Source organism: Cellulophaga sp. 20_2_10, assembly GCF_023476645.1.
GTDB lineage: Bacteria > Bacteroidota > Bacteroidia > Flavobacteriales > Flavobacteriaceae > Cellulophaga.
In genome coordinates this window covers 256,593-283,183 of the sequence record NZ_JAMCOJ010000005.1, presented here as the reverse complement: position 1 = coordinate 283,183, position 26,591 = coordinate 256,593, and the positions used below count along the sequence as shown (strand labels likewise).

The 26,591-nt window shown below is 31.4% G+C and carries 24 protein-coding genes; 11 read left to right on the top strand and 13 right to left on the bottom strand.

Annotation, left to right across the window (positions count from 1 at the left end; translation table 11 throughout):
• Positions 1–421 precede the first annotated feature (421 nt).
• Entirely contained in the window at positions 422–808 is a 387-nt protein-coding gene (locus tag M4I21_RS11955; RefSeq protein WP_249559403.1) for a hypothetical protein, read from the top strand.
• A gap of 306 nt (positions 809–1,114) precedes the next feature.
• Here the strand turns inward: M4I21_RS11955 and M4I21_RS11950 are convergent, their stop codons facing one another.
• The 6 genes from M4I21_RS11950 to M4I21_RS11930 all read right to left on the bottom strand — a co-directional run bounded on the left by M4I21_RS11950 (position 1,115) and on the right by M4I21_RS11930 (position 5,402).
• Positions 1,115–1,546 (bottom strand): hypothetical protein, encoded by a 432-nt coding sequence (locus M4I21_RS11950; protein ID WP_249559402.1) that lies wholly within the window; start codon positions 1,544–1,546, stop codon positions 1,115–1,117.
• Positions 1,546–2,022: a helix-turn-helix transcriptional regulator gene (locus M4I21_RS11945; protein WP_249559401.1), complete on the bottom strand. Its 477-nt coding sequence runs from the start codon at positions 2,020–2,022 to the stop codon at positions 1,546–1,548. The genes M4I21_RS11950 and M4I21_RS11945 overlap by 1 nt, the downstream gene beginning before the upstream one ends.
• Complete coding sequence (locus M4I21_RS11940; protein WP_249559400.1) at positions 2,009–2,551, bottom strand: hypothetical protein; 543 nt, start codon at positions 2,549–2,551, stop codon at positions 2,009–2,011. Before M4I21_RS11940 ends, M4I21_RS11945 begins: the two co-directional genes overlap by 14 nt.
• A 246-nt stretch (positions 2,552–2,797) precedes the next feature.
• Entirely contained in the window at positions 2,798–3,718 is a 921-nt protein-coding gene (locus M4I21_RS11935) for a hypothetical protein (RefSeq protein WP_249559399.1), read from the bottom strand.
• Positions 3,718–3,903 (bottom strand): helix-turn-helix transcriptional regulator, encoded by a 186-nt coding sequence (locus M4I21_RS18690; protein WP_502798717.1) that lies wholly within the window; start codon positions 3,901–3,903, stop codon positions 3,718–3,720. Before M4I21_RS18690 ends, M4I21_RS11935 begins: the two co-directional genes overlap by 1 nt.
• 215 nt (positions 3,904–4,118) lie before the next feature.
• Positions 4,119–5,402: a site-specific integrase gene (locus M4I21_RS11930; protein ID WP_249559397.1), complete on the bottom strand. Its 1,284-nt coding sequence runs from the start codon at positions 5,400–5,402 to the stop codon at positions 4,119–4,121.
• Positions 5,403–5,807: 405 nt separating this feature from the next.
• On the opposite strand from M4I21_RS11930, the gene M4I21_RS11925 reads away from it, so the two are divergent.
• Positions 5,808–6,191 (top strand): hypothetical protein, encoded by a 384-nt coding sequence (locus tag M4I21_RS11925; protein ID WP_249559396.1) that lies wholly within the window; start codon positions 5,808–5,810, stop codon positions 6,189–6,191.
• Between the two features lie 84 nt (positions 6,192–6,275).
• Here the strand turns inward: M4I21_RS11925 and M4I21_RS11920 are convergent, their stop codons facing one another.
• From M4I21_RS11920 to M4I21_RS11890, 7 genes are all read right to left on the bottom strand, one after another.
• Complete coding sequence (locus M4I21_RS11920) at positions 6,276–7,388, bottom strand: serine hydrolase domain-containing protein (protein ID WP_249559395.1); 1,113 nt, start codon at positions 7,386–7,388, stop codon at positions 6,276–6,278.
• 131 nt (positions 7,389–7,519) lie between these two features.
• Positions 7,520–7,891, bottom strand: a complete 372-nt coding sequence (locus tag M4I21_RS11915; protein WP_249559394.1) for a cupin domain-containing protein — start codon at positions 7,889–7,891, stop codon at positions 7,520–7,522.
• Between the two features lie 273 nt (positions 7,892–8,164).
• Positions 8,165–8,749: a hypothetical protein gene (locus M4I21_RS11910; RefSeq protein WP_249559392.1), complete on the bottom strand. Its 585-nt coding sequence runs from the start codon at positions 8,747–8,749 to the stop codon at positions 8,165–8,167.
• Positions 8,750–8,824: 75 nt separating this feature from the next.
• Positions 8,825–9,730 (bottom strand): mechanosensitive ion channel family protein, encoded by a 906-nt coding sequence (locus M4I21_RS11905; RefSeq protein ID WP_249559391.1) that lies wholly within the window; start codon positions 9,728–9,730, stop codon positions 8,825–8,827.
• Between the two features lie 467 nt (positions 9,731–10,197).
• Positions 10,198–11,022, bottom strand: coding sequence for an endo alpha-1,4 polygalactosaminidase (locus tag M4I21_RS11900; RefSeq protein WP_249559390.1), 825 nt, complete (start codon positions 11,020–11,022; stop codon positions 10,198–10,200).
• A gap of 89 nt (positions 11,023–11,111) precedes the next feature.
• Entirely contained in the window at positions 11,112–12,104 is a 993-nt protein-coding gene (locus tag M4I21_RS11895; protein WP_249559389.1) for a DUF2931 family protein, read from the bottom strand.
• Between the two features lie 2 nt (positions 12,105–12,106).
• Entirely contained in the window at positions 12,107–12,403 is a 297-nt protein-coding gene (locus M4I21_RS11890; protein WP_249559388.1) for a hypothetical protein, read from the bottom strand.
• Between the two features lie 660 nt (positions 12,404–13,063).
• Here M4I21_RS11890 and M4I21_RS11885 point away from each other — a divergent pair.
• The 9 genes from M4I21_RS11885 (at position 13,064) to M4I21_RS11845 (ending at position 26,591) form a co-directional block, all read left to right on the top strand.
• Positions 13,064–13,669, top strand: coding sequence for an RNA polymerase sigma factor (locus M4I21_RS11885; RefSeq protein ID WP_249559387.1), 606 nt, complete (start codon positions 13,064–13,066; stop codon positions 13,667–13,669).
• Between the two features lie 92 nt (positions 13,670–13,761).
• Positions 13,762–14,931 (top strand): FecR family protein, encoded by a 1,170-nt coding sequence (locus M4I21_RS11880; RefSeq protein WP_249559386.1) that lies wholly within the window; start codon positions 13,762–13,764, stop codon positions 14,929–14,931.
• A 54-nt stretch (positions 14,932–14,985) separates the two neighbouring features.
• Positions 14,986–18,510: a SusC/RagA family TonB-linked outer membrane protein gene (locus M4I21_RS11875; protein WP_249559385.1), complete on the top strand. Its 3,525-nt coding sequence runs from the start codon at positions 14,986–14,988 to the stop codon at positions 18,508–18,510.
• Positions 18,511–18,527: 17 nt separating this feature from the next.
• Positions 18,528–19,922, top strand: coding sequence for a RagB/SusD family nutrient uptake outer membrane protein (locus M4I21_RS11870; RefSeq protein WP_249559384.1), 1,395 nt, complete (start codon positions 18,528–18,530; stop codon positions 19,920–19,922).
• A 110-nt stretch (positions 19,923–20,032) separates the two neighbouring features.
• Positions 20,033–20,902 (top strand): PIG-L deacetylase family protein, encoded by an 870-nt coding sequence (locus M4I21_RS11865; protein ID WP_249559473.1) that lies wholly within the window; start codon positions 20,033–20,035, stop codon positions 20,900–20,902.
• A gap of 12 nt (positions 20,903–20,914) precedes the next feature.
• The gene (locus M4I21_RS11860) at positions 20,915–21,802 is read left to right on the top strand and encodes a PIG-L deacetylase family protein (protein ID WP_249559383.1); all 888 of its coding nucleotides are present in this window, start codon (positions 20,915–20,917) and stop codon (positions 21,800–21,802) included.
• A gap of 37 nt (positions 21,803–21,839) precedes the next feature.
• Positions 21,840–23,102, top strand: a complete 1,263-nt coding sequence (locus M4I21_RS11855; RefSeq protein ID WP_249559382.1) for an MFS transporter — start codon at positions 21,840–21,842, stop codon at positions 23,100–23,102.
• 4 nt (positions 23,103–23,106) lie between these two features.
• Entirely contained in the window at positions 23,107–23,955 is an 849-nt protein-coding gene (locus tag M4I21_RS11850; protein ID WP_249559380.1) for an ROK family protein, read from the top strand.
• 20 nt (positions 23,956–23,975) lie between these two features.
• Entirely contained in the window at positions 23,976–26,591 is a 2,616-nt protein-coding gene (locus M4I21_RS11845; RefSeq protein WP_249559379.1) for an exo-rhamnogalacturonan lyase family protein, read from the top strand.

The window sequence follows — 26,591 nt, the reverse complement described above, 5'->3', positions numbered from 1 at the left end:
TGGGACCACATAATAAATCCATAACACACTTTTAATTAAGTAGTTATGGGTTTTTTGTTTTTTAAGGGTGTTGGTAAGGGTGTTTTTTAAATAGAAATACTCTAATCTCATTTTTTTATGGCTTAAAAATCACGAAAAGATTTTTCATCGTGGATAACTTCAAAAGGGGGGTGCATCCCTTTTCTCCTAAAACATATGGGGTCTAATCCAAGGGGCGTCTGATTTATAGACATACATCAATTTTTAAAAATACTGGTATTGTGCAATAGTGCATCATATAGAAATAAATAATTTAGTATTGTTTTATTGTGCTAAAAGCATAAGTATGGAGGTAGGTAGACTTGTTGAACCATTTGTATAATAAATTTGTTTTTATTAAATAAAAATTCAATATTACCCTTATCTCAAATATTTCATTTATATGCAAGAGCTAATAAAACTTAAAATTAAGAGTGAAGCCACCTCGGGGGAATCTGCTCAAAAAATTATATCTCATTTCTTAAAAGCTTGTTTAGCCTTAGACTGTTCAATATTAGAACCTATGATAGATGAAGACCAGTTTTTTGAAGAATTAGACAAATACAGGTTTCTAGCTTCTTTGAAACAGCAGTTTGATTGGGCAATTGCAAGAGGTGCGACCGATATTACTATGAAGCAAGGAAAGTGCGAAATGTGTGTTATTGGTCATACTACCTACGAATTTTATGGGAGTAAGGTAAAACCAGAATTTGCCTATATCATCAATACCAACAAAAAAGGCATTAACGATATATTCCTTTGCAATGGGAGTTCTGGATGGGGTAACTAAATTATATAAACTTATAGTTTATCGATTTAATATTAGTTTATCTATTCTCCAACTCCATTAATAAAAGTTTTTACAAAGTCTTTTATTTTTTCTGTGATTCTGGTGCTTATCGATTCTCTTTGTAAGACACTTGGTTGTTTTTCTAATGCTTAATCTTCGGTTTTTATAGTTTCCAATTTGTGACCTAAACCAATTAATTGGTTTACTAAATTATTTTCTAATTACTTGCTCTGCTTGGGTGGTCGTTAAAAAAAAATTATTTTTTAGAAAAACGGCATAAACAATGTGGAAAATATTACAAGTCTTTTAATTATCTAAAGAAAAATCAACATCTTCTTTTACCATTTCTGTAACATCTAAAGTAGGTAATAGGTATTTGTTAAAGATAGTCCCTTCTGTTTTAGCGTGTAATACGCCTCTAACAGAGCTAACGGTAATCATAGTTAAATGAGTCATAAAACCTTTTGGCAAAGTAATTATGGAATCATTACAAAAGCCTTTAAATGAATCTTCTGATATTTTAAAGTGGCAACTAACTTGCAACTTAAGAAAGGCTTTCTTATTTTGCTCGAAAGTAATAGTAACTACTACTGCTATTATTTTATCTTCTTTATTAAACTTAAATTCTAAACCTGTATTTAATCCTGTTTTAGCTTTGTCTTTATAATTTTCATTAAAAGTGGCATATTGCTCGGTCTTAATACCAACTAATGCAAAACCTACGTTAGCTTCTTTCATTATGATGCCATTTGATAATTAGATTCTTTAACTGCTACCATTAATGGCTCTACACTAAAAGCTCTTTTAAACTGTTCTTTATAAAAAGAAGTTCCAGAATAATTTAATGTTTGATTTAAAGGTGTCTCAATACCTAAGTTTAAAACATCTTCAAAAGAAAATGCCTGAACTTTGTTCTCGTAATAACTTGCTAATATGGGTATATTTAATACTTCTTGCAGTTTTACTTGTGTTTCTAAAGTTAAATTTTCTTTACCCTTAACAATTTTATTTACTTGCTGCGGTGTTACATTTAACTCTTCTGCAAATTTACGTTGTGACCAACCCAAATCATTTAATTTATTAAGCACCTTAAGAGCAATATCTTGAGACTCTCTTAAACGTGCTCTATTTTTAATACGGTCTCTATTTCTTGAAACTGTATTGCTTTTTTCTTTAGATATTAAGCTTTGAAATTTTTCTTTATTTGTTGTCATCTTCAAGTTCTGTTCTAAATTCGTAAAAAGATTCGCTATCAATTACATCATTATCTTGTAATATAGATTTGACTTCTGCGATTTTTTCCATTTCTTTTTGAGTATCCTTGTGGTCATCGTTTTTTAAACTCATTTTAATAGCACCACCTGTTATTAAAAAACAATCATCGTCTATTTTAATTGCATATAGTCTTAAACCATCTTGTTTAGATGCTTTACCCTTACGTAATGATAGTAGTTTAAAACCTGTTTCATTATTATCTAATTGATGAAAATATGAGTCTAACGGTGTGTTTTCTTGAGTAAGTTCTTCTAAAAAGTCTTCTATTTTTTCTGCGTCTCTTAATCTTGCTTTTACAAACTTATCTATATTTTTTACTTTATTAGCTATTGCATATTGATGTAGATAACTAACATCTGTCCATAAATCTAATAATCTATCGTATTCACAAATATCATATTCTTCACTACCTACTTTTTTGTAGGCAATGGAACATAATTTCTTTGCAAATATATCAACTATTTTCATATAATCAACCTACAGGTTTACTTATTAACAATTTTTTAAACAAACATTTTTTGTAAAAGCCCTTTTTTAAAGGTTTTACTATTTTCTATTTTAGCATCAACATCTGTAAAGAAATTAGTTATTTTTTTGTTCTTCTGACATTAACTTATATAATATTTATTTAAAATTTAAATGTAGCTGTTTAATTACATATCTGCAAAGTACTTTTTTGTATAATGTTATTTGTCTTATAGCTGACATTTACTCTTAAGCAACTTGTTGTAGAGAATTAGTGCAATTATCATTCATCAGTTCATTGAACTTTGCTATAAGAGAATTTTTAATTTTATTATGGGTAATTAAAGAGTAATTGTCATTAAGCAATTTCTTAAATTTCGCTTTTTGGTGGGCGTTTACATTTCTTGTGCCCCTATTCCTTAAGTCTATCCAGAAGTGTGGGTTGGTGCCATCTATCAATAAGTCTTTGTTTGACTTGTGCTTTTCGTTAATCATACGCAATGTGTCAACTATCAGCAACTTGTCAAAGCGCTCTAAAAAGGCTTTAAATAAGCTTTTGTATGAGGTTTTATTTAAATCAGCCAAACAATAAATACCTAAGTTGTTCAAGAGTCTAGCTCTGGTAATTTTCAACTCTATTCTTAGAATATTCTGGTTTACTTTGTATTGCTTAGACTTGTCATAAACTTTTATACTATAGTCAGTTTTACAGAACTGTTTAAAATAACCCTGCCCTCTAAAAGTTTCTTTTCTGGTATGATTTTCAAAATTGTACATAATAGTCCTGTCAAGTATATCCTTGATATCTTCATCTACCAATATATTAAACCCAAACTCTAAATTAGTAATTTTAGTTTCTCTGGGGTCTATATCTAAAGAATCACATATAAAATCGTTGACGCAATCTATCTCGCAAGCATTAAAATCGTTGTAATTATGATTATCGTTATAAACCCATAAGTTGTTAAACTTATGTAGACTACCTAAAACAGAGGCTCTTTCTTGAGTAAGCCTGATATCTAAATTATGTAGCTTTCCTGATTTTGGGTAATTCAATGCCTCACCAGTATAAACGTCATACTTTGCATTCATTGGAATGTTTTGATGAGTTTCAAGATTATGCTCAAATCTGTCTTTATCGTTGATGTAGAATTTTATATTGTCTATCATTAGGCAGTTTTTTTGTAGTTAGACAATTGAATTTGTGCCATTATATCCTCATATAGGTACAATGGTTTTCTCCCGATTTTGTGTGAGGGTTTTAAGATTCCCTTCTTGTTATGATTGTGTAATGTAACCAAAGAGATGCCTAGCATCTTTGCGACTTCTTGTCTGCTTAAAAATTGTTGTTTCATTTGACATTATTTTAAAATTATAATGCAGAGTTACAACCTATTATTCTGAAAATCAAAGTGTTATATTAGTTTATATGAAAATTAAAACTAATTTTTTTATAAATAGCTATTAATCAAAAAGTTGAGTTTATATAAATTAATATAAACCTGACTTTAACAAATATTTAACAAATATTTAACAAAGGGTAACTATGTGATTTTCGTTGAAGAGTAATTTAATCCGACAAATTGAAAAAACCACTTTGAGCAATTTTAATAGCTCTTTGTTCTTTTTTTGTTCTAATGTAGTTATAAAACTCTTTCTCGGAGGCATGACCAGAAAAATGCATAATATCATAAATAGGCATACCTTTCTCGTACATATTTGTGCAGAAAGAACGCCTAGCAGTATGCGAACTAATCATTTTATATTTTGGTATTTCTTCGGCTCGTTCAATACCTCCTCTAGTATAGTTCTTAATTTCCGTTTGTGTTAATCCTACCTTTCTACCAACTTCCTTTATGTATTCGTTTATATCTGGTTCGTTCATTTTTTTAGGAGGCACATTCTTGTATTTTGCTAGAATGGTTTTAATCTCTAATGTTACTGGACAGAAAACTTCTTTATTAGTTTTCTGCTGTTTGATTTTAAAAAATTGAAGACCATCTTTTTGATAAAAGTTAGCTTTTGTTAAGCCATTATAATCACTAACACGCTGACCAGTATAGCAGCCAATAAGAAATATATCTCTTGCCAAATCTAAGTTAGGGAATGCCGAGAGGTCATAATCTGCCATAAGCTTCAATTCTTTCTCATCTAAATGGATGGCAGTAGTCCGTTCTTTTAAAACCTTAAATTCTCGTTTGGTATAGGCTAAATTTTTGTTTAATCCATCTTGTGTAGCACTTCTTAATATTGATTTCAAATTTTTAATGTGCTTACCAATGGTGTTGACGGACTTATCATCTTCTTCTAGAAATTCAATAAAACCATAGTAAAAGCTCAAATCAATACCATCAAAATCTATTCTACTGTTATATTCTTTAAGAAGTCTTTTTGTCTGGTTATATGAGCGAATTGTAATTTTTTTCAACGTACTTTTTCTCAGGTTCAAAAAATTATCAAAGTACTCGTAGAAATTAAGGTCTTGCGCTTTATTCTCGCCTTGTGGGTCCTTATTAGTTAGTATATCTAACTTACTTCTTAAAGCATCTTTTGTAATAGGGCTCTGTATGGACTCTAAATAGCTAACTTCTTTATATAACTCGGTTTTTAAAGAATTCAGGAAATCATTTACAAACGCTCTGTTAAGTATAGTTGCTTTATTCTTTAAGCGTTGATTGGAATAGTCCCAGTCATTGTATCGAGAATAATAGCCAGTAGTATACTTAAACCTTATTTTGCCATAACTGAAGTGAAGCATAATTAAAGATTCTTTGTTGGGGTTTTTGGACAACACCTTAAGAGCATCTTTGAATGCAAACCGAATTTTACCTTTTGCTCTTTGAACTATAGCCATAGTTAGATTTTTTGTAAAGATAGGAATAAAGAGTATTAGGGTGTTGATAAGGGTGCTTTTTTCGATGAATTAACCGAAATCTCTCTTAACTCTAATTAATCTATTTTTTATATAAACTAATATGATAAGGGTTTTCGAAGAGTTTTAATTAATTTCAATTAATTGTGATTAAATTATTCGTGGTCCATGTGGGACCACAAGCAAACAAAAGCCTTTACAGAAATGTAAAGGCTTTTTTGGTTTAAAGAATCTGCGCTAAGTGATTTTTGAATAAAAATCTGGAGCAATATACAAGTGAAATTTATGTTCTTTTGAGGTAGGTCGATTTAAAAAAGCATTTGATATAATAAAATTTTATTTATGGATTAAAAATATAAACTTGTCTCCATTATAAAAACATATAATATGTCTGAACTAATAAAACTTAAGATAAAAAGTGAAGCCACAACTGGTGAATCAGCTCAAAAAATTATATCTCATTTCATAAAGGCTTGTTTGTCTTTAGATTGCTCTATTTTGGAACCTCTGATAGATGAGAACCAATATTTTGAAGACTTAGATAAGTACAGATTTTTAGCTTCAGTAAAACAACAGTTTGATTGGGCAATTGCAAGAGGTGCAACCGATATTACTATGAAACAAGGAAAGTGTGGAATGTGTGTTTTGGGTCATTCTACCTATGAATTTTATGGAAATAGAACGAAGCCAGAATTTGCTTATATTATAAACACTTCCAAAAATGGAATCCAAGATATATTTTTATGTAACTTAAGTTCGGGATGGTCTTAATTTTATAGGGAAGTCATAACTTATTTGAATAAAACTATATTTTATGGAGTTCGATGTGTATCAAGGATTAGGTTATTCAAATATTTAGAATAGATTTTTAAACTTTCTAATTAACTCTTTAGAGGCTGAAATAAGTTTAGTATTGCCGCTATTGTAGTTTCGCATTAAAATTACCCCGTACTCACTTTCTTTTTCAAAAAAAAGACTACAAGTATAGCCTGCAACACCTCCGCCGTGACCAACTGTAGAAACGTTACTATCTTGATAAAGGAAAAAGCCTAAGCCATAATTTCCTTCTGGTGTATGCCCACTATGTATAGTGTCTAAACTATGCTTGCTTAGTATTGCTGTATACCCCATATTAGCTGCGGCAAATTTTGCTAAATCATTTGGTGTAGTATAAATGCCGCCATTTGGCACTTTATACCCTCGACCTTTATGCTCTAGTTCTGCTTTGGAGTTATTTTTTCCAATGGAAGAAATGTCCATACCTTTTGCAAGATGAGTCACTTTATCTTTGGGCACAGTAAAAAAGCTATTGGTCATATGTAAGGGTTTAAATATTCGCTCCCTAACCAATGTTATAAACGGTTTTTTTGCGGCTCTAGAAATAGCCAATCCTAAAATTCCGTAGCCTATGTTAGAATAGCTGTATTGTTCCCCAAGCTTAGATTTAAAAGATGTTTTTGGAATTGATTGTAAAACTTTACGCTCCCATTCTTCAATAGCACCAGAAGCAGCATGCTCTAATTTAGGTTCCCTAATTAATCCAGATGTATGACTGGCTAAATGTTTAAAAGTTATTTTTGTTGCATCCGAATAACCATTTAGTTCACTTATCTCTGGCAAATACTTCTCTATTGGGTCATCTAATTTAATAGTTCCGTCTTCAACCAGTTGCATCATTAAAAAGGCTGTAAAAGATTTAGAGATAGATCCTGTACGATAAATACTTGCGGAATCTGCCTTTAAATTATTATTGTAGTCCGCATACCCATAAGCACCAGACCAAATAATAGAATCTCCTTTTACTATAGCAATAGATATACTGCCCTTAACATTATCTTCTTCTACGTCTTTTTTTATACTGTTTGTAAAATCGGTACGTATAGAATTAAGGGTGTCTTCTTTTTGCGATTGCGCATTTAAAGTAGTACAAAGCCCTATTAGAATAATTAGTATGACTTTTAGTTTCATATACTATTTTGCTATGTATGTGGGCTTTTATTTGGATAAAACCTTTAAATGCAGTAGCGTTTATAGGTAAAGAGTAGTATATGCGTAGCAATGTAAGTAAGCAGTACTACGCATCTGTAATTTTTTTAAGCCTATTTATCTCCAAAATAAGATACACCACCACCACTTAAGAAATCTTCTCTTACAGGGCTAAATGTGTCTATTAACATTCCTTCTTCTAGGCAAACAGCACTGTGTAATAAATTAGGTTCAATATAGACACCGTCTCCTGCTTCTACGATTTTCTTTTCTCCATCAATTTCAAATTCAAATTTACCTGAAACACAAAAAGTAGCTTGTGTATGAAAATGTTGGTGAGGCGCTCCTAATGCACCTTTATCAAACTTTACTTTTACCATCATAATTTGGTTATCGTAACCTAAGAACTTTCTTGACACGCCACCACCAAGTTTTTCCCATTCTAGTTCTTTTGCACTGATGTATTTTTTACTAAATCTTTCCATTTTTTATAGCTTTAATGTTTAGGTATTCGTTTTTTAATGGCAATAAATTGTATTAAGCTCCTAATTTAGTAAATAAACATTAGATAGAAAACCTAAGAATATTTTTGTAATTGGGTAAGAACTTAATTGCAGATAGTGTTTACCCAACGTTTTTTTTGGTTAAATTGAAATGGTCTTAATTGTTCAATTTTTTTAAAGTTATACTTTAGGGTCGTTGGCGTAATTGAAAGAGGTGTTCGGTGCATTTTTATAGTAGACAACATAAGTTTAGCTTTATTCCGTAATATAATGGTGGAATTCCTCTATTGATACAGCTTCTATAATTTTATCGTTGATAACTTTCCATCCATCAACTTGTGACACAATACCATCACTATTTGGGGACTCAATAAAATAGTTAAATATTTTTTTATCGTAATCATATATAGACCAAGCTACTGTTCCTTTTATTTTTTTACTAGAGTAGTAGTCGGTTTCAGATTTACAATTAAAAATACTGTATTCTAGTACTTTTTTAAAATGTCCGCTATAAGGTTTAGGTTTCCACCAATAAGTTGTGAATTGTCCAGATTCGTAATCGCTAACCTTCCAATTCGCTTTTAAAATGGGTATTCCAAGTTTTTTGCGCTGAGAATTAAAATCCATTCCGTGATCTTTATTAAAAGGTACAATTAGCTCATATGCTTTGTTCATTCCAATATAGATTGTAACATACATTAAACCTTTAATAAGGCCTTTGCCTAATGTCTTTATAGAAAAGTGAAATTCTTTTGGGTTGGCCTTATAATCGTAGTAATAAGCAATCAGAATTGGCACTATTAGTAGCAAACCTAATACAGAAATAATTGTGTAAATCATTTTTTATAAATTAGGAGTAGTGATTTTAAAAACGGGCTCCTGTCAAATAATTAAATACCCTATTGTATGTGTTTTTTATTCTTTTTTTATATTAATATTGGGTATTTGAACAATTTCAAAGGTAGTAGAAGCTAGTTGTACTTTGCCATCTGTCTTTTGAATTTCTTTTCCAATTAACTCATTTAATATGCTTTTTGTATATCTTCTTTTTTTATAATCTACGATATAACGCAGATTAAACTGTATCCAATTATCTGTCATAGTTATTGCTAAAGTAGGATCTACTTCGGCATTTTCAATATAAAATTTATTTACAACTTGACTCCATTCTGATATAGATTTTGACACATATTCTGACAAGGTTTCAGAAGCAATTTTTACTACAATAGCTTTAGCCAATTCTACATCTGAACCATATCTTATAGGAAGATTAAATTCGTCCCAAACAAAAGGAAAGTCTTTAGAATAATTATATACAGGACCTTTAAAAACAAAGGCATTACTTAATTTAACAATTCTACCACTATAATTATCACTAGAAACCCATTCTCCAATTTCCATCATAGTTGTATATACGCTGTCAATATCAATTACGTCACCTTTTATGTTATTAATTTCTATTCTGTCTCCAGGTTTGTACACACCAACAAAAAAGATATAGAAAGAGCCAGCAACACTTAGAATTAATTCTTGCAGTGTTATTGTGATGCCAGCTGTAAGAAATCCGACTGCGAGTGCAAAGTCCTTGATACTGCCTGTAAAGAAAGATATGGTAATTATTAATAGCAGTACATAGCCAAAAAATTCAACTGCTTTTTGAGATTTATATCTGACTCCTGTGTCTGGTAGCTTTTTTCTTAAAAGTCGTCTTAGAAAGGCAATTAAAAACAATACAAATACAGCCCAAATTAAATATTTAATAATATTTGTAGAAACAGGATGTTCAGTCATCCACTTACTTATATTTTCAAATATTTCCATAGTTTTTTATAGTATAATAGCAGCTATCTGTTTTCTATTCTAATTTTTAGTTTTTCAAACTTTGCTTAGCAATTTTCTTTTTTATTAAGTTAAAAAAATACATAGTTATGTAAAGAACAAAGTCACAGTCAACTTTGTGACTGAGATAAAAAGTAGAATTATAAGTACCTAATTTAGTAAATAAAAATAAGACAAAACTCTAAAAATATTTTAACTAGCAACTAATTACAAATAGTGTTACCAATTGGTTTTTATTTTAAATAAGGACCTGAATAATATATTAGGTTATAATTATGTGTGTAGATTTCAAATTAGGTCCAATGATCTTCAAAAACATCAATACAGATTTAATAAATAGCAGTTTATTTTTTCTTTCTATATAAAAATTTATGATTTTTTACACGAGCGATTTTTACAAAAAAGCAGCTCTGGCAAAACAATAATAATCTTTTTTTTTGAGACTAGAATTACTCGTTATAGTGAACATATTTTTGCAAATTGGCATCTTCGCAGATAAAGGATAAATCAGAATTGTAAATACCTTTATAGTCAGAGTACACTTGGCCGCAATTGGTTTCGTTGTAATGGTTTATGATAACGAGTTTACCGGAGTCTAAAAAGCTTTGAGCTCCAGATTGGTTCCACCAATTTTTATCATTGCTATAAGATTCATATAAAACACCATCAAAATTAGAAGCGTGTTCTACCAAATTTTTAGCCATACATTTCATTCCTTTTAGGTGAACATAATCACAGAGTTCTTGATAATAAGCTATACCCTCTTCTTCTGTCACCTGAAACCCATAAGTAGCTCTTAATTCATCATCATAACACCAATCCATATTATCAAATTCTACCCAATCACAACCCCAAGAGGCTATTTGGTCTATACGTGCTTTCATTATATCTAGTATCCCGGTGGTTGTAGAATTCACAAAATATTCATCTGGCCACTCTCCCCAAGATCTAGTTACTAAAAAAGGTGTCATTTTAGTAAAGTCATCTCTGTAGTTTTCACCTGTACCAATACTAATATAGGCGCCAACCTCATTTCCGTTTGCCTTTATGGCTGCAATTGAAGCAGGAACATTATCTGCAAATGGGTCAAGTAAAACATATCCGTTTTTTGCATTTACAAGAATATCTTCAATTTTATCTGGTTCAAAATTTTCATTATAGGCTTGGTTATAAATTGGAATAGCGTTATTTAAAGTTGTAGCTTCTTCCGAATTATCGGATCGGTTACAAGAAATTAAAAGCGATATTATAGCAACTAAGAAGATACGATTCATTTTATAGTTTTGATTTTGTGTAGGAGTATTTTTCTCTAAAAGAACAATTTTTATTTTAATAGAATAGTCTTTTGTTTTTTATTCTTCTTTTATTCAATATCACTTGTAGTTGTAACTATGGTTTTAATTTGGTCATTGCTGCTTTTTTCAATTACAAATACGAGCGTATCTCCTGTAGCAAGGTTTTTTTTCTCTTGTTTAAAACTAATCATATAATCTTCAGATAAACGATAAGATTTTCTATCATCTAATTCTGTTTTATTGATATCTATATGGTTTGGAACCCCTGTGTAAATTAATTGTTTAGCACCGTTGTTATCTTTGAATCGATTAGATTCTTCATTAAAACATTCTAAATCTACAGAAGTAACTTCATCAGAAAAACCAATTATCTGTACATAATAAAGGTATTTTTTTGAAAAGTTTTTCCATTTTTCCATTTCAGGAGGAATGTTATTTTTTATAATACTATCTGTTTCTTTACTATTAGAATCAAAGTTTTCAGGTAAAGAATTTAAGAGTTCGTCTCCAAAGGCATTCCAATTATAACTATCAAATTCTTTTGCTTGATACGTAGCAATTTCCTTTTGAAAATAATGGTTACCCGAAGCCCAAACTGTCACCATGCCACCAGGTGCAATGCCAACTCCAAAATTATATCCATAAGCATGAGGTCCATTATACGGCGTAAATTTATTCATTTTAGATTTTTCTAATTTAAATAAACTGTCAATTGTTTTATGAGGAAGCTCAAAAGTGCCTTTATATATTTTACGTTCACGAAGAGAAACCCAATGGCAGGATAAGGTATATGGTGGAGGTAAATTTTTAAATTGAGAACCACTGGCAAACCCCCAGTATGCATCATCTTCTTTGTAGTCTTCAGAAATAGTTATAGATTGATTTTTATTTTCAGTTATAAATTCAAACTTGCCCATAATAGGGTGGTGTTCTGCTACACTAATACTAAGTGAATAATTTTCTCGCGCAAAGGTTTGGTATGCAATCATTCTCCATACGTGTAATCCTATAAGAATTACAGTAATTATTAAAAAAGATAAAGTAAGTTTATGAATTTTCATATTTAATGCTGAAAAGCTGCTCCAAGCCCTGTTAAAAATGCTATACCTAGTGCCACTAGTAATGAAATTACTACGGCTATTATACCAAGAATTTTAAATGTTTTTTTATTTTTAGAAGCATCAAAATATGCTATTAAAAACAGCTGAATTGCAACTACCACCCAAAATAAATTAAAAATAAATAAGAACTGGTTTTCATGATTACTGATCTCTATTAAAAACGCAAAAAGTAATATGGTGTTTATAATAGCTATTAGAAACGTCAAAGAGCTATTAAACTTTGTTTTGGTTTTAATCATAAAACATTATTTTTCTTTATTGATATTTCCTGTTTTTTATTACAATCGTTCTTGATTATATATAGGTTATCAATAAACATTATAATTCCTTTTTATCAACTAAATAAACTATTCTATTTTTAATTTTAGTCTATGCAAGATCCTAAAAACATATCGATTTAGAAGTATTAAAAATATAGAAACTAGCTTTAACATAATATGCTAGATTTATAATTGTAGCAATAAAATATATATTCGTTAAAAGTATGAAGACTTTTATGAAGCGGAAAGAATGCTTTAGGTTAAGAAATAAGTCCCGTATTAAATATAGCTTTTGTTGCAGTGCGGTTTTTGTTTAGTTTTTATATTCTACTGTGATTTTCATATATTGATCTCTATGAGTTTTTTCTTTGCAATCAAATTTTGTTCTAAAATAACAGTAAAGTTATAAGGGGCAACTAATGCTTTAAACAACTTGTAGTTAAACAGCTACATCTAATTAACTTATTGGTACACGTTGGTTTTACTAATGAGAGTAGTCTTTTTAAAATGAAAAGAGATGTTCGTTTGTATTTTAATTAATTTATTGGTTATTCTATTATATGTTAGTAAAAGAATGGGTAGATTTATAAAAGTTTTGTTAATTTTTAATTAAATTTTACGTTGAACTAATTCCCCTAAATGAGTTTATACAATTACGATAATGAAGATATACTTATTAATAGGTTAAAAGCAGGTGACGAGGCTGCTTACAAACACCTATATAAGTTATATTATTCGGAGTTGTGTCATTATATAAATACCGTATCTGGGAGTATGGATGTCTCTAAAGACATAGTACAGCAAGCATTTATAAAAATTTGGAAAAAAAGAGATATACTCTGTATAGAATACTCTTTAAGAAAATACATTTTTAAGATTGCCTATAACCTGTTTATAGATTTAAAGCGAGAAAAAACTAAAAACAATCTACTTATAGAGCAATTAAAGTATGAGGTTGTAACAGACTTGGTTGATGGTTCTACAGATGTATTAGATAAAAAAATACATCTTTTAATACAAGAAGTAGATAAGTTACCAAAGCAATGTAAAAAAGTGTTTTTACTTGGAAAAAAAGATGGTTTAAAGTATAGAGAAATATCAGAAGAACTTAATATCTCTATAAAAACGGTCGAAAGGCATATGACCAAAGCCCTAAAGAGACTTAGGAAGAGTTTAAAAGAGAACTCAGATTACATCTTTGTAATAATAAGTTCATTTAAATCTAACATCTTTAAAAACAACTAAATTTCATTTTTCTTAAAAAATTAGAAAAAAAAGTGGGGGTATTTTTAATAAACCTCCGTCTTCGTTTTATATATCTAATATTTTAGTTAAAAATGAAAGAATTTAACGCAAAGAAAATCATTGTGAAATACTTGGCTTCTGAGGCAACTGCTACAGAAAAAGAGCAGCTTTATAAATGGGTTGAAGCTAAGAAAAACCAAAAAATATTTAAGGAGTTTGTAAAAGCGCAACAACTTATAGATATAAAATATAAGACTGTAGATTCTGAGTCTGCCTTTACTAACTTTTTAACTAAGATTAAGAATGATAAAAAGGGACTTACGTTTAAAAGCATTACGCCTTACCTTAAATATGCAGCACTATTTGCCGGTGTATTTTTAACACTACTTTATTTTACAACTAAAGATAATAACACCGAAATAGATATAAATCCTAATGAGGTTTCTTTGCAAATACTTAATGGTAGTACAGAACATATTAACTTATTAGAAGATAAAATTATTACTGCAGCCAATGGTAAAGAAATTGCGGTTGTAAAAAACGGAGTCTTAGAATACACAAAAACAACAACAGAGGAAGAACATAGTAAATTTCAAAATATTCTTACTGTTCCCTACGGTAAAACATTTAAGGTTGTTTTAGCAGATGGATCCTTGGTGCAACTAAATTCTGGATCTGTTTTAAAATACCCAAATACATTTAATAAAAATGAGCCAAGAGAGGTTTGTTTAGAGGGCGAAGCCTTTTTTAATGTTTCCAAAGATAAGAACCACTCTTTCTTAGTATCGTCAAAAACAAGTATTACCAAAGTTTTTGGAACAGCCTTTAATGTTTCTACATATTCAGATAATACTGCCACAGAAATAGTTTTAGTAGAAGGTTCTGTAGGAGTTAAGAAAAAAGCAGAAGCAAATTCTGAAGATCCTTTTAAATTAATTACGCCCTCTCAAAAAGCATCTCTTACTAGAAATACAAATACGTTTGAAATTACATCTGTAGATACTCAAAAATATATTGGATGGACAAACGGATTCTTAATATTTGAAAACGATAGGTTTGATGCTATTACTAAAATATTAGAACGTCACTACAATGTTTCTATAACAAACAACTTCCAGGAAATAAACAAGCTAAGGTTTAACGGAAGTTTTCAGAATGATAGTATAGAAAAAATACTGAATACTATTAAGACCCATACCAACTTTTCTTTTACAAGAACAGAGAACACTATTACTATTAATAACCCTAAAACAATTAAATAATTTTTATGATGTAGCAGTAAACTAACCACTAACTAATAACCTAACTCAAAATTTATGAAAAGTATAATACAAAAATTAAAAAGACCACGAGCTGCCTATGTAACAAAAGCTTTCTTTTTCTTGTTACTCCTTTTTTTTACAAATGTAAATGCAGCTGTTTCGTGCGACCAAAACGAGATTGTATCTGTTAGTATTAAAAATAAGTCATTAGACAAGGTTTTTAAAGCTATTACAGATTCTGTAGGGTATAAATTTTTTTATGAAACGTCAGAGATTGATGTTACCAAAAAAATGAACCTAGAATATACTAAGGTTTGCTTATCAGAATTATTAGAAGAACTTTCTGTTACTTCTAATTTAAATTATGAGATAACCTCTAACCAAATTGTAGTAACTAAAAAAAGTTACAATACAAATGCTACTAAAATAGCAGATAAAAAAGTGGTTAAGGAAAAGCAAGAAAAGCTTAAAGGAACTATTTTAGATGAAGCAGGAGTTCCTTTACCAGGAGCTACAGTTCAGATAAAAGGAACTACTACAGGTGTTATTTCTGACTTTGATGGTAATTTTGAGTTGGAGCTACAAAGTAACAGTGTAGAAATTATAGTTTCTTATGTTGGGTATAAAACACAGCATATTAATATTCAAGGAAAAAATACTATATCTGTAAGTTTAGTTCCAGATGCAGCAGCATTAGATGAAATTATAGTTGTTGGTTACGGTACATTATCTAAAAAGAGAGTTACTGGAGCAGTAGCATCAATATCACCTAGAGCATTAGCAGATATCCCTGTAGTAAGTGCAGAGAATGCTATAATTGGTCAGGTAGCAGGTGTACAAGTACAAGAAGTTTCTGGTGAGCCAGGTTCTAGTCCTAATATACGTGTTCGTGGATCTGGTTCTATATCTGCGGGTAACGACCCATTATTTGTTGTAGATGGTATTCCAATTTCAAAAAATTTAACAACATTAGGTTTACAAGGAGATTTGGCACGTAGAGGAGGTTCTTTTCAGGCGCCACCAGTGAATCCATTAGCAACTATTAACCCAAATGACATCGCTTCTATTGAGATTTTAAAAGATGCTTCAGCGGCTGCAATTTATGGTTCTAGAGGTGGTAATGGTGTTGTTTTAATTAGCACAAAAAAGGGTGTTGCATCAGATAAAGGTGTTTTTTCTTTTGACACTTTTTTTACAACACAAAATGTAGCTAATAAAGTAGATTTAATGAATGCTGAAGAGCTAATTGATTTTACAAGAGACTCAAGAAATAATGCATACTTATCAGATTTCCCTGGTGCTTCTGCAAATGATCCTATTGGACCAGGAGATAGAGGTGATACAAATTATGAGCTTCCAGAATCTTATATTAACTGGGATGGTACAGATACAGATTGGCAAGACTTAATTTTTAAAACAGGATATACTCAAAGTTACAATTTGTCTTATGACTCTCCTTTAATAGAAAAAACAAGTTACCACGCTTCTGGAGGATATTTTAAACAAGAAGGAATTATCCCTGGATCTAGTTTTGAGAGGTATAATTTAATGTTAAACTTAAATTCTGATATAAGTGATAAGTTTAGTATCGATTTAAGAGTAGCACCAACAATTACAGAGAATCAAAGACAACCGGCATCTGCACCATATTTTGCTAGACCTCCCGGAATTGTATACTCTGGTTTAGTACACTCACCTACAGTAAAACCATATAATTCTGATGGTACGCCAAACCAAACGGATAATCAATCTCATTTAGGAGGTGGTACAACAACAGCGAGTAACCCACTTGCAATTATAGATGCTGTAGATGATAAGTTATTTCAATTTCAAACAAGAGCATCCCTTGGTTTATCCTATAAAATAAATCCAGATTTAACCTTTAAAACTTTTGGAGGTACTTATGTAAATCTTTATAACAGAGATTTTTACAGAGCAAATACATTGCTGTACAGAGAAGCAACAGAAGGTGAGTCTTATGCACAGGCATCTTCTTCTACAGAAGTAAACTGGCTTTGGGAAAACACACTTAATTGGGAAAAAGAAATTGGTGTACATTATTTTAATGCTATTGCAGGGTATACAGCTCAAAAAGATAACATAAGTATTAAGCAAGTACAGGCAGATAATTTTCCGGATGATTTAGTATCTACTATTAGTGGAGGACAAGTTTTTGCAGGGAGTTCTGCGAGGGAGCAATGGTCTTTAGTGTCGGCTTTATTTAGAATGAACTATAGTTTTGATGATAAGTACTTATTTACAGGAACTTTTCGTTCAGATAAATCTTCTAGATTCGGAAAAAATAATCAAACAGGATATTTTCCATCATTTTCTTTAGGGTGGCGTGTTACCGAGGAAGATTTTATGAAACCTCTAGAAGCAGTATCAGAATTAAAACTAAGATTTAGTTGGGGAGAAACAGGAAACTTTGAGATTCCTAACTACGGAGCTATAGGTTTACTTTCTCCAAATAATTACAATTACAGTGGCAATGAGTCTAACGGTTTAATACAGTCTACAATACCAAACCCAGAATTAACTTGGGAAAAATCTGTACAAACTAACGTTGGTCTAGAATTAGGCTTAGTAAACAATAGAATATTTTTATTAGCAGATTATTACAGAACAATTACATCAGACCTTCTTTTAAATGTTGGTATTACTTCAGTTTCTGGTTTTGAAACAACACTACAAAATATAGGTGAAGTTAAAAACGAAGGTTTTGAAATAGCATTAAAGAGTAGAAACTTTGTTGGTGATTTTAAGTGGGAAACAGATATTAACTTCTCTACAAATAAGAACGAAGTTTTATCACTTAATGATAAAGGCGAACCAATTTTTTCTTCTGGTAGTGCGGGTATTAGACACATTACGCAGGTAGGGGAATCTATTGGTAGCTACTATGGGTATGTTGTTGATGGTATATATCAAAATCAGCAAGATATAATAGATGCACCAATAGATACACAAGCGCCCAATCCAGGACCTGGAGATTTTAAATTTAAGGATGTAGATGGTGACGGAGAAATAACTCCAGATGATAGAACAGTAACGGGTAGTTATTTTCCAGATTTTACTTGGGGTATAACAAATAGATTTAGTTATAAGGGAGTAGATTTTACCTTTTTAATACAAGGTGTAGAAGGTAATGAAGTATTAAACTTAACTTCTAGGCACTTAAAAAATGGTGAGGCAAACTTTAATTCTTATGCAATCTTTAATGATAGATGGAAATCTGAAGCAGATCCAGGAAACGGAAGTGTACCTAGAGCAGATAGGTTGTCTGGTAATCATGGTAATAATAACAGACCATCATCTTTTCAAGTAGAAGACGGTTCTTTTGTTAGACTAAGAAATATGACTTTAGGATACACTTTACCAACTAAAGAGGTTTTTGGAAGTAGTATAGAAAAACTACGTTTTTTTATAACAGGTACAAACTTGTTTACTAAAACAGATTACCTAGGGTATAACCCAGAGGTAAGTAATAGACCAAACAGTAGTTTAACACCTGGTGAAGATTACGGAGCTTACCCTTTGACAAAGTCATTTACAATGGGATTAAACCTTTCTTTCTAATTTAAAAACAAATCAAAATGAAAAATATATTTATATTCTTTATATCAATTATACTATTGAGCTCGTGTAGTGATGATTTTACAGATCTAGCACCTATTTCTAATAGAAATGAAGCCGATTTTTATACTACAGAAAATGATTTTGTTTCTGCAATAAACGCAAGTTACGCAGGCTTACAAAAAAACGGAGTTTACGGTCGTGGTTACTGGACAATGTTTGAGATGAGAGGCGATAACACAGATCAAGGAGCAGATGCTACTGGTTTAGCTAGGCAGTTTGCAGAGATTAATTCATTTACAGAAGATCCTTTAAACGAACAAATAACTTCTGCTTGGACAGATTCTTACGCTGTAATAGCCAACTGTAATGTTATTCTAACCAGAATAGAAGGTATAGAAATGAATGCCGATATTAAAAAGAGAATTACTGGAGAAGCATTATTTATTAGATCTTTAATGTACTATCATTTAGCTGTTGCTTTTGGTAATATACCTTTGCAATTAACTCCTTTTACACCAGGAGACGAGTTAACACAGGTAGACGCTTCTACAATTTACACTCAGTTAATAACAGATTTAACTACAGCAGAATCTAATTTAAGCACGTCTTATTCTGGGAATGATAAAGGAAGAGCAACAAAAGGAGCGGCAGCAACCTTATTGGCAAAAATATTCTTAACTACCAATCAAAAATCAGAGGCAGAAACTGCTTTAAGAAGAATAATAGGAACCTATGGTTATGATTTGGTTGATGACTACGCGAACCTATGGGGAGCAGATAACGAAAACAATGAAGAATCTATTTTTGAAGTAGAATTTGTAAGCGGAGGTATTGGTCAAGGTAGTGCTTTTACTAACGATTTTTCTCCAAGTGCATTTTTACAGACTGGTCAAGGTTTTGGTAGAAATAGACCAACTTCAGAGATGGAAAATTCTTATGTAGTAGAAGACCAGAGATTTAATTCGTCTATGGGTACAACATACTTAAACGCAGCTGGTGAAACTATAGTAGCTAATTATGTTCAAAAATACTTTAGTCAACCTCCCACAGAAAATGATTCTGATATAAATTTTGTGGTTTTTAGATATGCAGATGTTTTATTAATGCTTGCAGAGGCAGTAGGAGAATCTGATGAGGCTTATGATCTAATTAATGAAGTAAGAGATAGAGCTGGTTTAGATGATATTGATGCTACAACTCCAGGTACTTTTGATGAAAAACTATTAGAAGAAAGACAATTAGAATTGGCTTTTGAAAACCATAGATGGGCAGATCTAAAAAGATTTGGTGTTGCGGCAGAAAAAGTAAACCAAGCAGAACCTATAATTTCTACAGCTTCTGTTAGAAACTTGTTTTATATACCACAAAGAGAGATGGATATTAATACAAATTTTACGCAGAATACCAATTAAGAACATTCCATAATTAACCGCCATACGTAAGGCTATGGCGGTTAATTTTAAGAAATTTTTTTTACGAATTTATAAAAATCAAGACTTTGAAAAACAAGATTATTCAAACTATGGTTGCATTGTGTATTGTATGTAGTTTATCTAATGTTTCTGCACAAGAGAAACCAAAAAAACAGTTAAACATTATAGTGTTTGGCGCACACCCAGATGATTGTGATAATAAAATAGGTGGCACGGCCGCATTGTTTGCAAAAATGGGACACCGAGTTAAATTTGTTTCAGTAACAAACGGAGATGCGGGTCATTATGCTAAAGGAGGTGGTAACCTGGCTAAAATTAGAAGAAAAGAAGCACAAGAAGCCGGTAAAAGATTGGGCATAGAATATACCGTTCTAGACAATCATGATGGTGAGCTTTTCCCAACAATAGAAGTAAGGCATCAGGTAATTAGAGAAATTAGAAAATGGGATGCAGATATTGTACTTACACACAGACCTGTAGATTACCATCCAGACCATAGATATACAGGTGTTTTAGTACAAGATGCTGCATATTTAGTAATTGTTCCTAATGTTACGCCAGATACACCACCCTTAAAGAAGAATCCTGTTTTTCTTTATTTACAAGATCATTTTCAAAAACCAAACGAATTTAAAGCAGATATAGCTGTAGATATTACAAGTGTTTTTGATACAAAAATGGATGGTTTAGATGCGCATAGTTCTCAATTTTATGAGTGGCTTCCTTGGACCGAAGGCAAACTTGCTGAGGTTCCAAAAGAAGAAAAGGAAAAAAGAGAATTTCTTATTAAAGAATGGAGCAGACCAATATCTGATAACGTAAGGGCTTCTTTAACAAAATGGTACGGACATAAAAAAGCAAAAGAAGCAATGCATGCAGAAGCTTTTGAGATATGTGAGTATGGTAAACAACCTACCGATGAGGAAATAAGAGTACTTTTTCCAATGTTGAATAATTAAAATATAGAGATAATGAAAAATCTAACATTTATAGTACTTATGGCTGTTATTAGCTTTGGCTCTTATGCCCAAGAAAAAACAAATAAACCGTTAAGAATTATTGCAATTGGTGCTCATCCAGATGATTGTGATGCAAAGTTTGGTGGTACGGCTGCATTGTATGCACAATTAGGACATAAGGTAAAATTTTTAGCACTTACAAATGGCGATGCGGGACACCAAAATATGGGAGGTGGCGTATTGGGTAAAAGAAGAAGAGAAGAGGCTAAAAAAGCAGGAGCAATTTTAGGAGTAGAATATGATGTGCTAGACAATCATGATGCAGAATTAATACCAACCTTAAATGTAAGACATCAGGTAATTAGAAAAATTAGAGAATGGGATGCAGATATTGTTTTGGGTTTAAGACCTAACGATTATCATCCAGATCATAGAAATGCGGGTATAGTTGTGCAAGATGCTGCATATTTAGTAATAGTACCCAACGTTACGCCAGATACTCCACCATTAAAGAAAAATCCAATCTTTTTATACATGCAAGATGGTTTTCAAAAACCATATCCTTTTTCAAAAGATATAGCTATTGTTATAGATGATGTTATGGATAAAAAGCAAAGGGCTTTTGCCGCACATGAATCTCAGGTTTTTGAGTGGATGCCTTGGACTATGGGGATGAACGAAGATGATATTCCTAAAGGAGAACAAGAGCGTTTAGATTGGATGAAAAAAGTATATCTAAAAGAAAAAAAGTTAGATAAAACAGGAGTAGATGCTTTAAAAAGATGGTACCCTAAAACAGATGCTTCTAAGGTAAAAAATGTAGAGTTTTTTGAGATATGTGAATACGGTAAACAACCTACAGAAGAAGAAATAAAATATTATTTTCCAATGTTAAAATAATACTAGAGATCGCTAATTAAACCAAATTAAAACCAGTATGAACAGCCAAAGCAAAACAACAAAGAAGTTCTACCATATAATCCTATTGGTTATGTTAGTTTTCTTTGTTATATCATTTATAACAAATATCCTTAACTCTATAATAGTAGATGTAAAGCAGAGTTTTGATCTAAGTTTAACCCTTACAGGTTTATTGCCGTTTTCATTCTTTATCGCGTATGGTATAATGTCTATTCCTGCCGGTTTTTTAGCAGAAAAGTATGGCGATAAAACACTACTAGTAGCCTCATTTTTTGTGATGATGTTAGCCTCGTTTTTGTTTGCCTTTAATCCTAGTTATATAACTTTTACAATTACACTATTTAGTTTAGGAAGTTGTATGGCGGTATTACAGGTTGTAATAAACCCCATGCTTAGAGTGGCAGGTGGTGAAGAACATTTTGCCTTTAATTCTGTATTAGCACAACTTGTATTTGGTTTGGCTTCTTTTGCTAGTCCATACTTGTATAAATACTTAGTTAATAATGACGATCCCAGTACACAAGGTGTCGCTAGTTTATTAAGAAGTTATGTTCCAGAAAACTTACCATGGGTAGCATTGTATTTTGTTTTTTCACTAATTGCTTTTGCCATGCTTTTAATTGTCTTTTTTGTAAAATACCCAAAGGTTAAAAAAAATGAAGATGAAAAAGCTGGTGATAAAAGTTCTTACTTAAGTCTTTTAAAGAATAAGTGGACATTATTATATTTTTTAGGTATTTTCTGTTACGTAGGTACAGAGCAAGGTATTGGAAATTGGATTTCTCAGTTTTTATTTGAATACCACAATATAGATCCGCAAACTATTGGTGCAGACACCGTAGCTTATTTCTGGGCTATGCTTACTGTTGGTTGTCTTTTGGGGCTGCTTTTATTAAAATTTATCGACAGTCGTAAACTATTAATCTATGCAACTTTAATAACCATTATTACAATTGTACTCGCTATAACGGGATCATCAGAAGTGGCATTAATTGCCTTTCCGTTACTTGGGTTTTTTATATCGGTAATGTGGTCTATTATTTTCTCTTTGGCACTAAACTCTGTAAAAAGTCACCACGGATCATTATCAGGAATTTTATGTACTGGTATTGCAGGTGGTGCAATAGTCCCATTTATAGTTGGTTGGTTAGGAGAATTGATGAGTCTTAGAGCTGGGATGTTTTTCTTAATACTTCCGTTGTTATTTATTTTATCTATAGGTTTTTGGGCCAATCCGCTGGTAAATAATAAAACGATTAGCTTAAAAAAAGAAAACTAAAAGTATGGAAGCAGAAGTGTTAGGAGTAGACATTGGAGGAACCACAATAAATGTTGGTTTAGTACAAGGTAGTGTACTAAAAAAAGAAGATACAACCTTTGTAGATAGTGATGCTACCGCAGAAGAAACACTAGAAAATTTATATACAATAATTCGACAGAATTTAACAATTAGTGTTGTTGCTATAGGTATTGGAGTACCAGCTGTAGTAGACCCAATAAAAGGGATTGTCTACGATGTTCAAAATATAAAATCATGGAAAAAAGTTAATTTAAAAGAGCTTTTAGAAAAAGAATTTAATATACCTGTTTTTATTAATAATGATGCCAATTGTTTTGCTCTAGGAGAATTTACATATAGCAAAATAAGGACTAGAGAGAACATGATTGGCCTTTCTTTAGGAACAGGTTTAGGTATGGGTATTATTATTAATAATGCACTTTATAATGGGGTTTTATGCGGTGCTGGCGAAATAGGAATGTTAGCCTATAAGGATAGCATTGTAGAGGATTACGCAGGTAGTTTCTTTTTTACAGCACATTACAAGTCTACGGCCAAAAAACTTGCGGAAAAAGCTAAAGGTGGAGATGTAACTGCACTAATAGCATTTAATGAATATGGCAAGCATTTAGGAGAAGCAATTAAAAGCATCCTGTATTTGTTTGCTCCAAATACAATAATTCTGGGAGGTTCTATTAGTAAAGCTTTTCCACTATTTAAAGAAGAGATGTTTAAAAGCTTAGAAAGTTTTGCGTATCAAAAACAAATAGAAGATTTAACCATAGAAGTTTCAAAAACAAAAGGATCAGCAATTTTAGGGGCCGCCTCTTTATGCTTCCAAACAAATAAATAATAATACTTTACATTAAAATTATGAGAAATAAAATATTCTTGTTATTGGTTCTGGCTATTACTGTAGGTTGTACTGCGGCAGTAAGCAAACAAGTGCCTATTAAAATTGAAAACAATAAAAAAGGAGCTCCAATAACCTTAGGTATTCCGTTTCCTAAAGGAGAACTTTTTTCTATAGATAACGTAAGGTTGTTAAATAGTAAAGGCAAAGAAATTGTATGTCAGACAACAGAAGTAACTTCTTGGAAACCTGCAGACGATAGTATAAAATGGATTTGGGTTTTCTTTTTTGCTGATGAAAATACAAATTATACCTTAGAATACGGGGATGGTATTTATGCTATGGAACCAGAAGATAGAATAGTGTCTGTTAATAATATGAGACCACAGGGAGGAATAACCGTTAACACTGGTGCACTACAATTTAATATTAATAAAAAGGGACACGGATTCTTAGATGAGGTTTATATTGATCGTAATAACGATAAGAAATTCTCTGATAATGAGTTAATAGCATCTGCTCCAGAAGACTCTAGAGGGACCTTTTTAGATATTTTAGACGATTCTGGTATAGATTTATCTAAGGCTACAGTAAACGAGGTTTTTAGAGAAGTTGGTTCTGGGCCACTACATGCTATTTTTAGGGTAGAAGGCACATATAAATATAATAAAGAAGATAATAATGATTCTCCGTTTTCTATGAGAATACATACGTATGCTGGCAAAAAATATATAAAAGTTTTACATACACTTACCTATACAGGTGTACCAGATAAACATAAAATACAAAAAGGGGAGCATAGTAATATAGCAACACAAAAAGATTTTATTGTTTCTGAAGATACTGCCGATGATAAGGGCTGGACACAACCTAATGATCAAATATCAGGATGTGGACTAACATTTAAATATCATTTAGATAAAGAAGTACAATTTGCAACCTCTACCAATCAAGATAGAGATTTAAATACAGATAAGGAGTTCGATTTGTATACTGCAGAAGTATCAAACCAAAAGATGGGAGTGTTACAAACAGGGCCTAGACAAAATAAGAAAAGTGAAAAATCGACTCCAACGCAAAGAGAAGTTGGTTTTAACGCAACCATTTTTAAGGGTAAAAAAGAAGAGGCAAAGGCGCAAAGAGCTAAAGGATGGGTAGATGTTTCTGATGCATCAAAAGGTATTAGTGTTGGTATAAAAAACTTTTTACAAGAATACCCTAAAGAACTAGAAATAGATCCAAAAACAAATACGGTGAATGCCTATGTATGGCCATCTAGTATAGATGCTATGAGTTTTGAAAGAAAAAACACAAAATTAGACGGTGGTATGCTTGGTAATTTTGCACAAGGGATAACTAAAACAACAGAGTTTATCTATTATTTTCATACAGCAGAGAAAATAGAGAATATAGAGTTAACTATGGATTATGTTTTAGACCCACCAATAGCACACGCAAATCCAGAGTGGTATACAGCGTCTAAAGTTTATGGTAAAATGGCACCGTACAGTACAAAATATCCAGAATTTGAGAATGCATTACAGTATAAATATGATTGGATGGCCTTTAACCAAGAATGGGAATCATGGTATAGTATTTTTGATTATGGTGATATAAAAACGTATTACTTTAAAGACGAGTGGCATATGTGGACAAATAACGAGCCTACAGTAGATTTTAGCCTTTGGACAAATTTTATGAGAACAGGTAATCCAAAATATTACCATATGGCTCAGGGTATGAGTAAGCATACTATGGATGTAGATAATATTCATTGGCCTAGAAAAAGAACATATGTTGGTGAAATTAATGATGCTATAGATTTTTGGAATTATGAAGGAGAACCAGAATCTACTCCGTATTTAGGTATTGGTCGTAGACATGGAGACGAGCATTGGTCGGCATTACTAAGCGCCCATGTATGGATCCAAGGTTGGATAGCCTCTTATTATATAACAGGTGACCAACGAGCCTTAGAAGTAGCTAAAATGACAGGAGACACTTATTTAAATAGAATTTGGGGAGATCATGACCTTAGAGGAAGAAGACTCTATTTATCTATACTTAATTTAGTAGAGTTGTATGATGCAACGAAGCTTGAAAAATATAAAGTAGAGTTAGATGATAGAGTAAAAATTCTTTTAGAATTACAAAAAGAACAAGGTGGTAATTTATTGTTAGACAGATATGGTTACTCACAAACATATGTAGCGCAAGGTCTATATAAGTATTACCAATTAACAGGAAGTAAAGAAGTAAAAAAGGCACTTGTAGATCATGCTAGATGGGTGAAAAATATTCCTCCTTTAAACCATAAAATGGAGTCTTATTTAGCAACAATTTACCCATTAGTTATTGGGTACGATTTAAGTGGAAATAAATCTTTTTTAAATGAAGCTAAGAAAAGAGCAGAAATGCTTAAGGTATCAAAACTACCACTAAACATAGACAAAAACACAACTCAGAAAGAATATAATGAGGCAATGTTAAAAATATCTAGATTGCCAAAAGATGAAGGTAAAATTGCCATTTGGGATCTAAATCAAGGATTAAGAGTTTTTGGTTGGACACATGCAAATAATATTCCTTACTTACTTTATTGGTTAGATAACCCAGAAGATGTAACTTCCAATTAG

What these genes read in the sequence shown, in the direction of transcription:
- M4I21_RS11870 (WP_249559384.1), top strand. Translation starts at nt 18,528, where the DNA reads ATGAAAAATATATTTATATTCTTTATATCAATTATACTATTGAGCTCG.
- M4I21_RS11920 (WP_249559395.1), bottom strand. Translation starts at nt 7,388, where the DNA reads ATGAAACTAAAAGTCATACTAATTATTCTAATAGGGCTTTGTACTACT.
- M4I21_RS18690 (WP_502798717.1), bottom strand. Translation starts at nt 3,903, where the DNA reads ATGAAACAACAATTTTTAAGCAGACAAGAAGTCGCAAAGATGCTAGGC.
- M4I21_RS11910 (WP_249559392.1), bottom strand. Translation starts at nt 8,749, where the DNA reads ATGATTTACACAATTATTTCTGTATTAGGTTTGCTACTAATAGTGCCA.
- M4I21_RS11865 (WP_249559473.1), top strand. Translation starts at nt 20,033, where the DNA reads ATGGTTGCATTGTGTATTGTATGTAGTTTATCTAATGTTTCTGCACAA.
- M4I21_RS11880 (WP_249559386.1), top strand. Translation starts at nt 13,762, where the DNA reads ATGAAAGAATTTAACGCAAAGAAAATCATTGTGAAATACTTGGCTTCT.
- M4I21_RS11885 (WP_249559387.1), top strand. Translation starts at nt 13,064, where the DNA reads ATGAGTTTATACAATTACGATAATGAAGATATACTTATTAATAGGTTA.
- M4I21_RS11935 (WP_249559399.1), bottom strand. Translation starts at nt 3,718, where the DNA reads ATGATAGACAATATAAAATTCTACATCAACGATAAAGACAGATTTGAG.
- M4I21_RS11860 (WP_249559383.1), top strand. Translation starts at nt 20,915, where the DNA reads ATGAAAAATCTAACATTTATAGTACTTATGGCTGTTATTAGCTTTGGC.
- M4I21_RS11875 (WP_249559385.1), top strand. Translation starts at nt 14,986, where the DNA reads ATGAAAAGTATAATACAAAAATTAAAAAGACCACGAGCTGCCTATGTA.
- M4I21_RS11915 (WP_249559394.1), bottom strand. Translation starts at nt 7,891, where the DNA reads ATGGAAAGATTTAGTAAAAAATACATCAGTGCAAAAGAACTAGAATGG.
- M4I21_RS11900 (WP_249559390.1), bottom strand. Translation starts at nt 11,022, where the DNA reads ATGAATCGTATCTTCTTAGTTGCTATAATATCGCTTTTAATTTCTTGT.
- M4I21_RS11925 (WP_249559396.1), top strand. Translation starts at nt 5,808, where the DNA reads ATGTCTGAACTAATAAAACTTAAGATAAAAAGTGAAGCCACAACTGGT.
- M4I21_RS11890 (WP_249559388.1), bottom strand. Translation starts at nt 12,403, where the DNA reads ATGATTAAAACCAAAACAAAGTTTAATAGCTCTTTGACGTTTCTAATA.
- M4I21_RS11895 (WP_249559389.1), bottom strand. Translation starts at nt 12,104, where the DNA reads ATGAAAATTCATAAACTTACTTTATCTTTTTTAATAATTACTGTAATT.
- M4I21_RS11855 (WP_249559382.1), top strand. Translation starts at nt 21,840, where the DNA reads ATGAACAGCCAAAGCAAAACAACAAAGAAGTTCTACCATATAATCCTA.
- M4I21_RS11955 (WP_249559403.1), top strand. Translation starts at nt 422, where the DNA reads ATGCAAGAGCTAATAAAACTTAAAATTAAGAGTGAAGCCACCTCGGGG.
- M4I21_RS11845 (WP_249559379.1), top strand. Translation starts at nt 23,976, where the DNA reads ATGAGAAATAAAATATTCTTGTTATTGGTTCTGGCTATTACTGTAGGT.
- M4I21_RS11930 (WP_249559397.1), bottom strand. Translation starts at nt 5,402, where the DNA reads ATGGCTATAGTTCAAAGAGCAAAAGGTAAAATTCGGTTTGCATTCAAA.
- M4I21_RS11850 (WP_249559380.1), top strand. Translation starts at nt 23,107, where the DNA reads ATGGAAGCAGAAGTGTTAGGAGTAGACATTGGAGGAACCACAATAAAT.
- M4I21_RS11905 (WP_249559391.1), bottom strand. Translation starts at nt 9,730, where the DNA reads ATGGAAATATTTGAAAATATAAGTAAGTGGATGACTGAACATCCTGTT.
- M4I21_RS11940 (WP_249559400.1), bottom strand. Translation starts at nt 2,551, where the DNA reads ATGAAAATAGTTGATATATTTGCAAAGAAATTATGTTCCATTGCCTAC.
- M4I21_RS11950 (WP_249559402.1), bottom strand. Translation starts at nt 1,546, where the DNA reads ATGAAAGAAGCTAACGTAGGTTTTGCATTAGTTGGTATTAAGACCGAG.
- M4I21_RS11945 (WP_249559401.1), bottom strand. Translation starts at nt 2,022, where the DNA reads ATGACAACAAATAAAGAAAAATTTCAAAGCTTAATATCTAAAGAAAAA.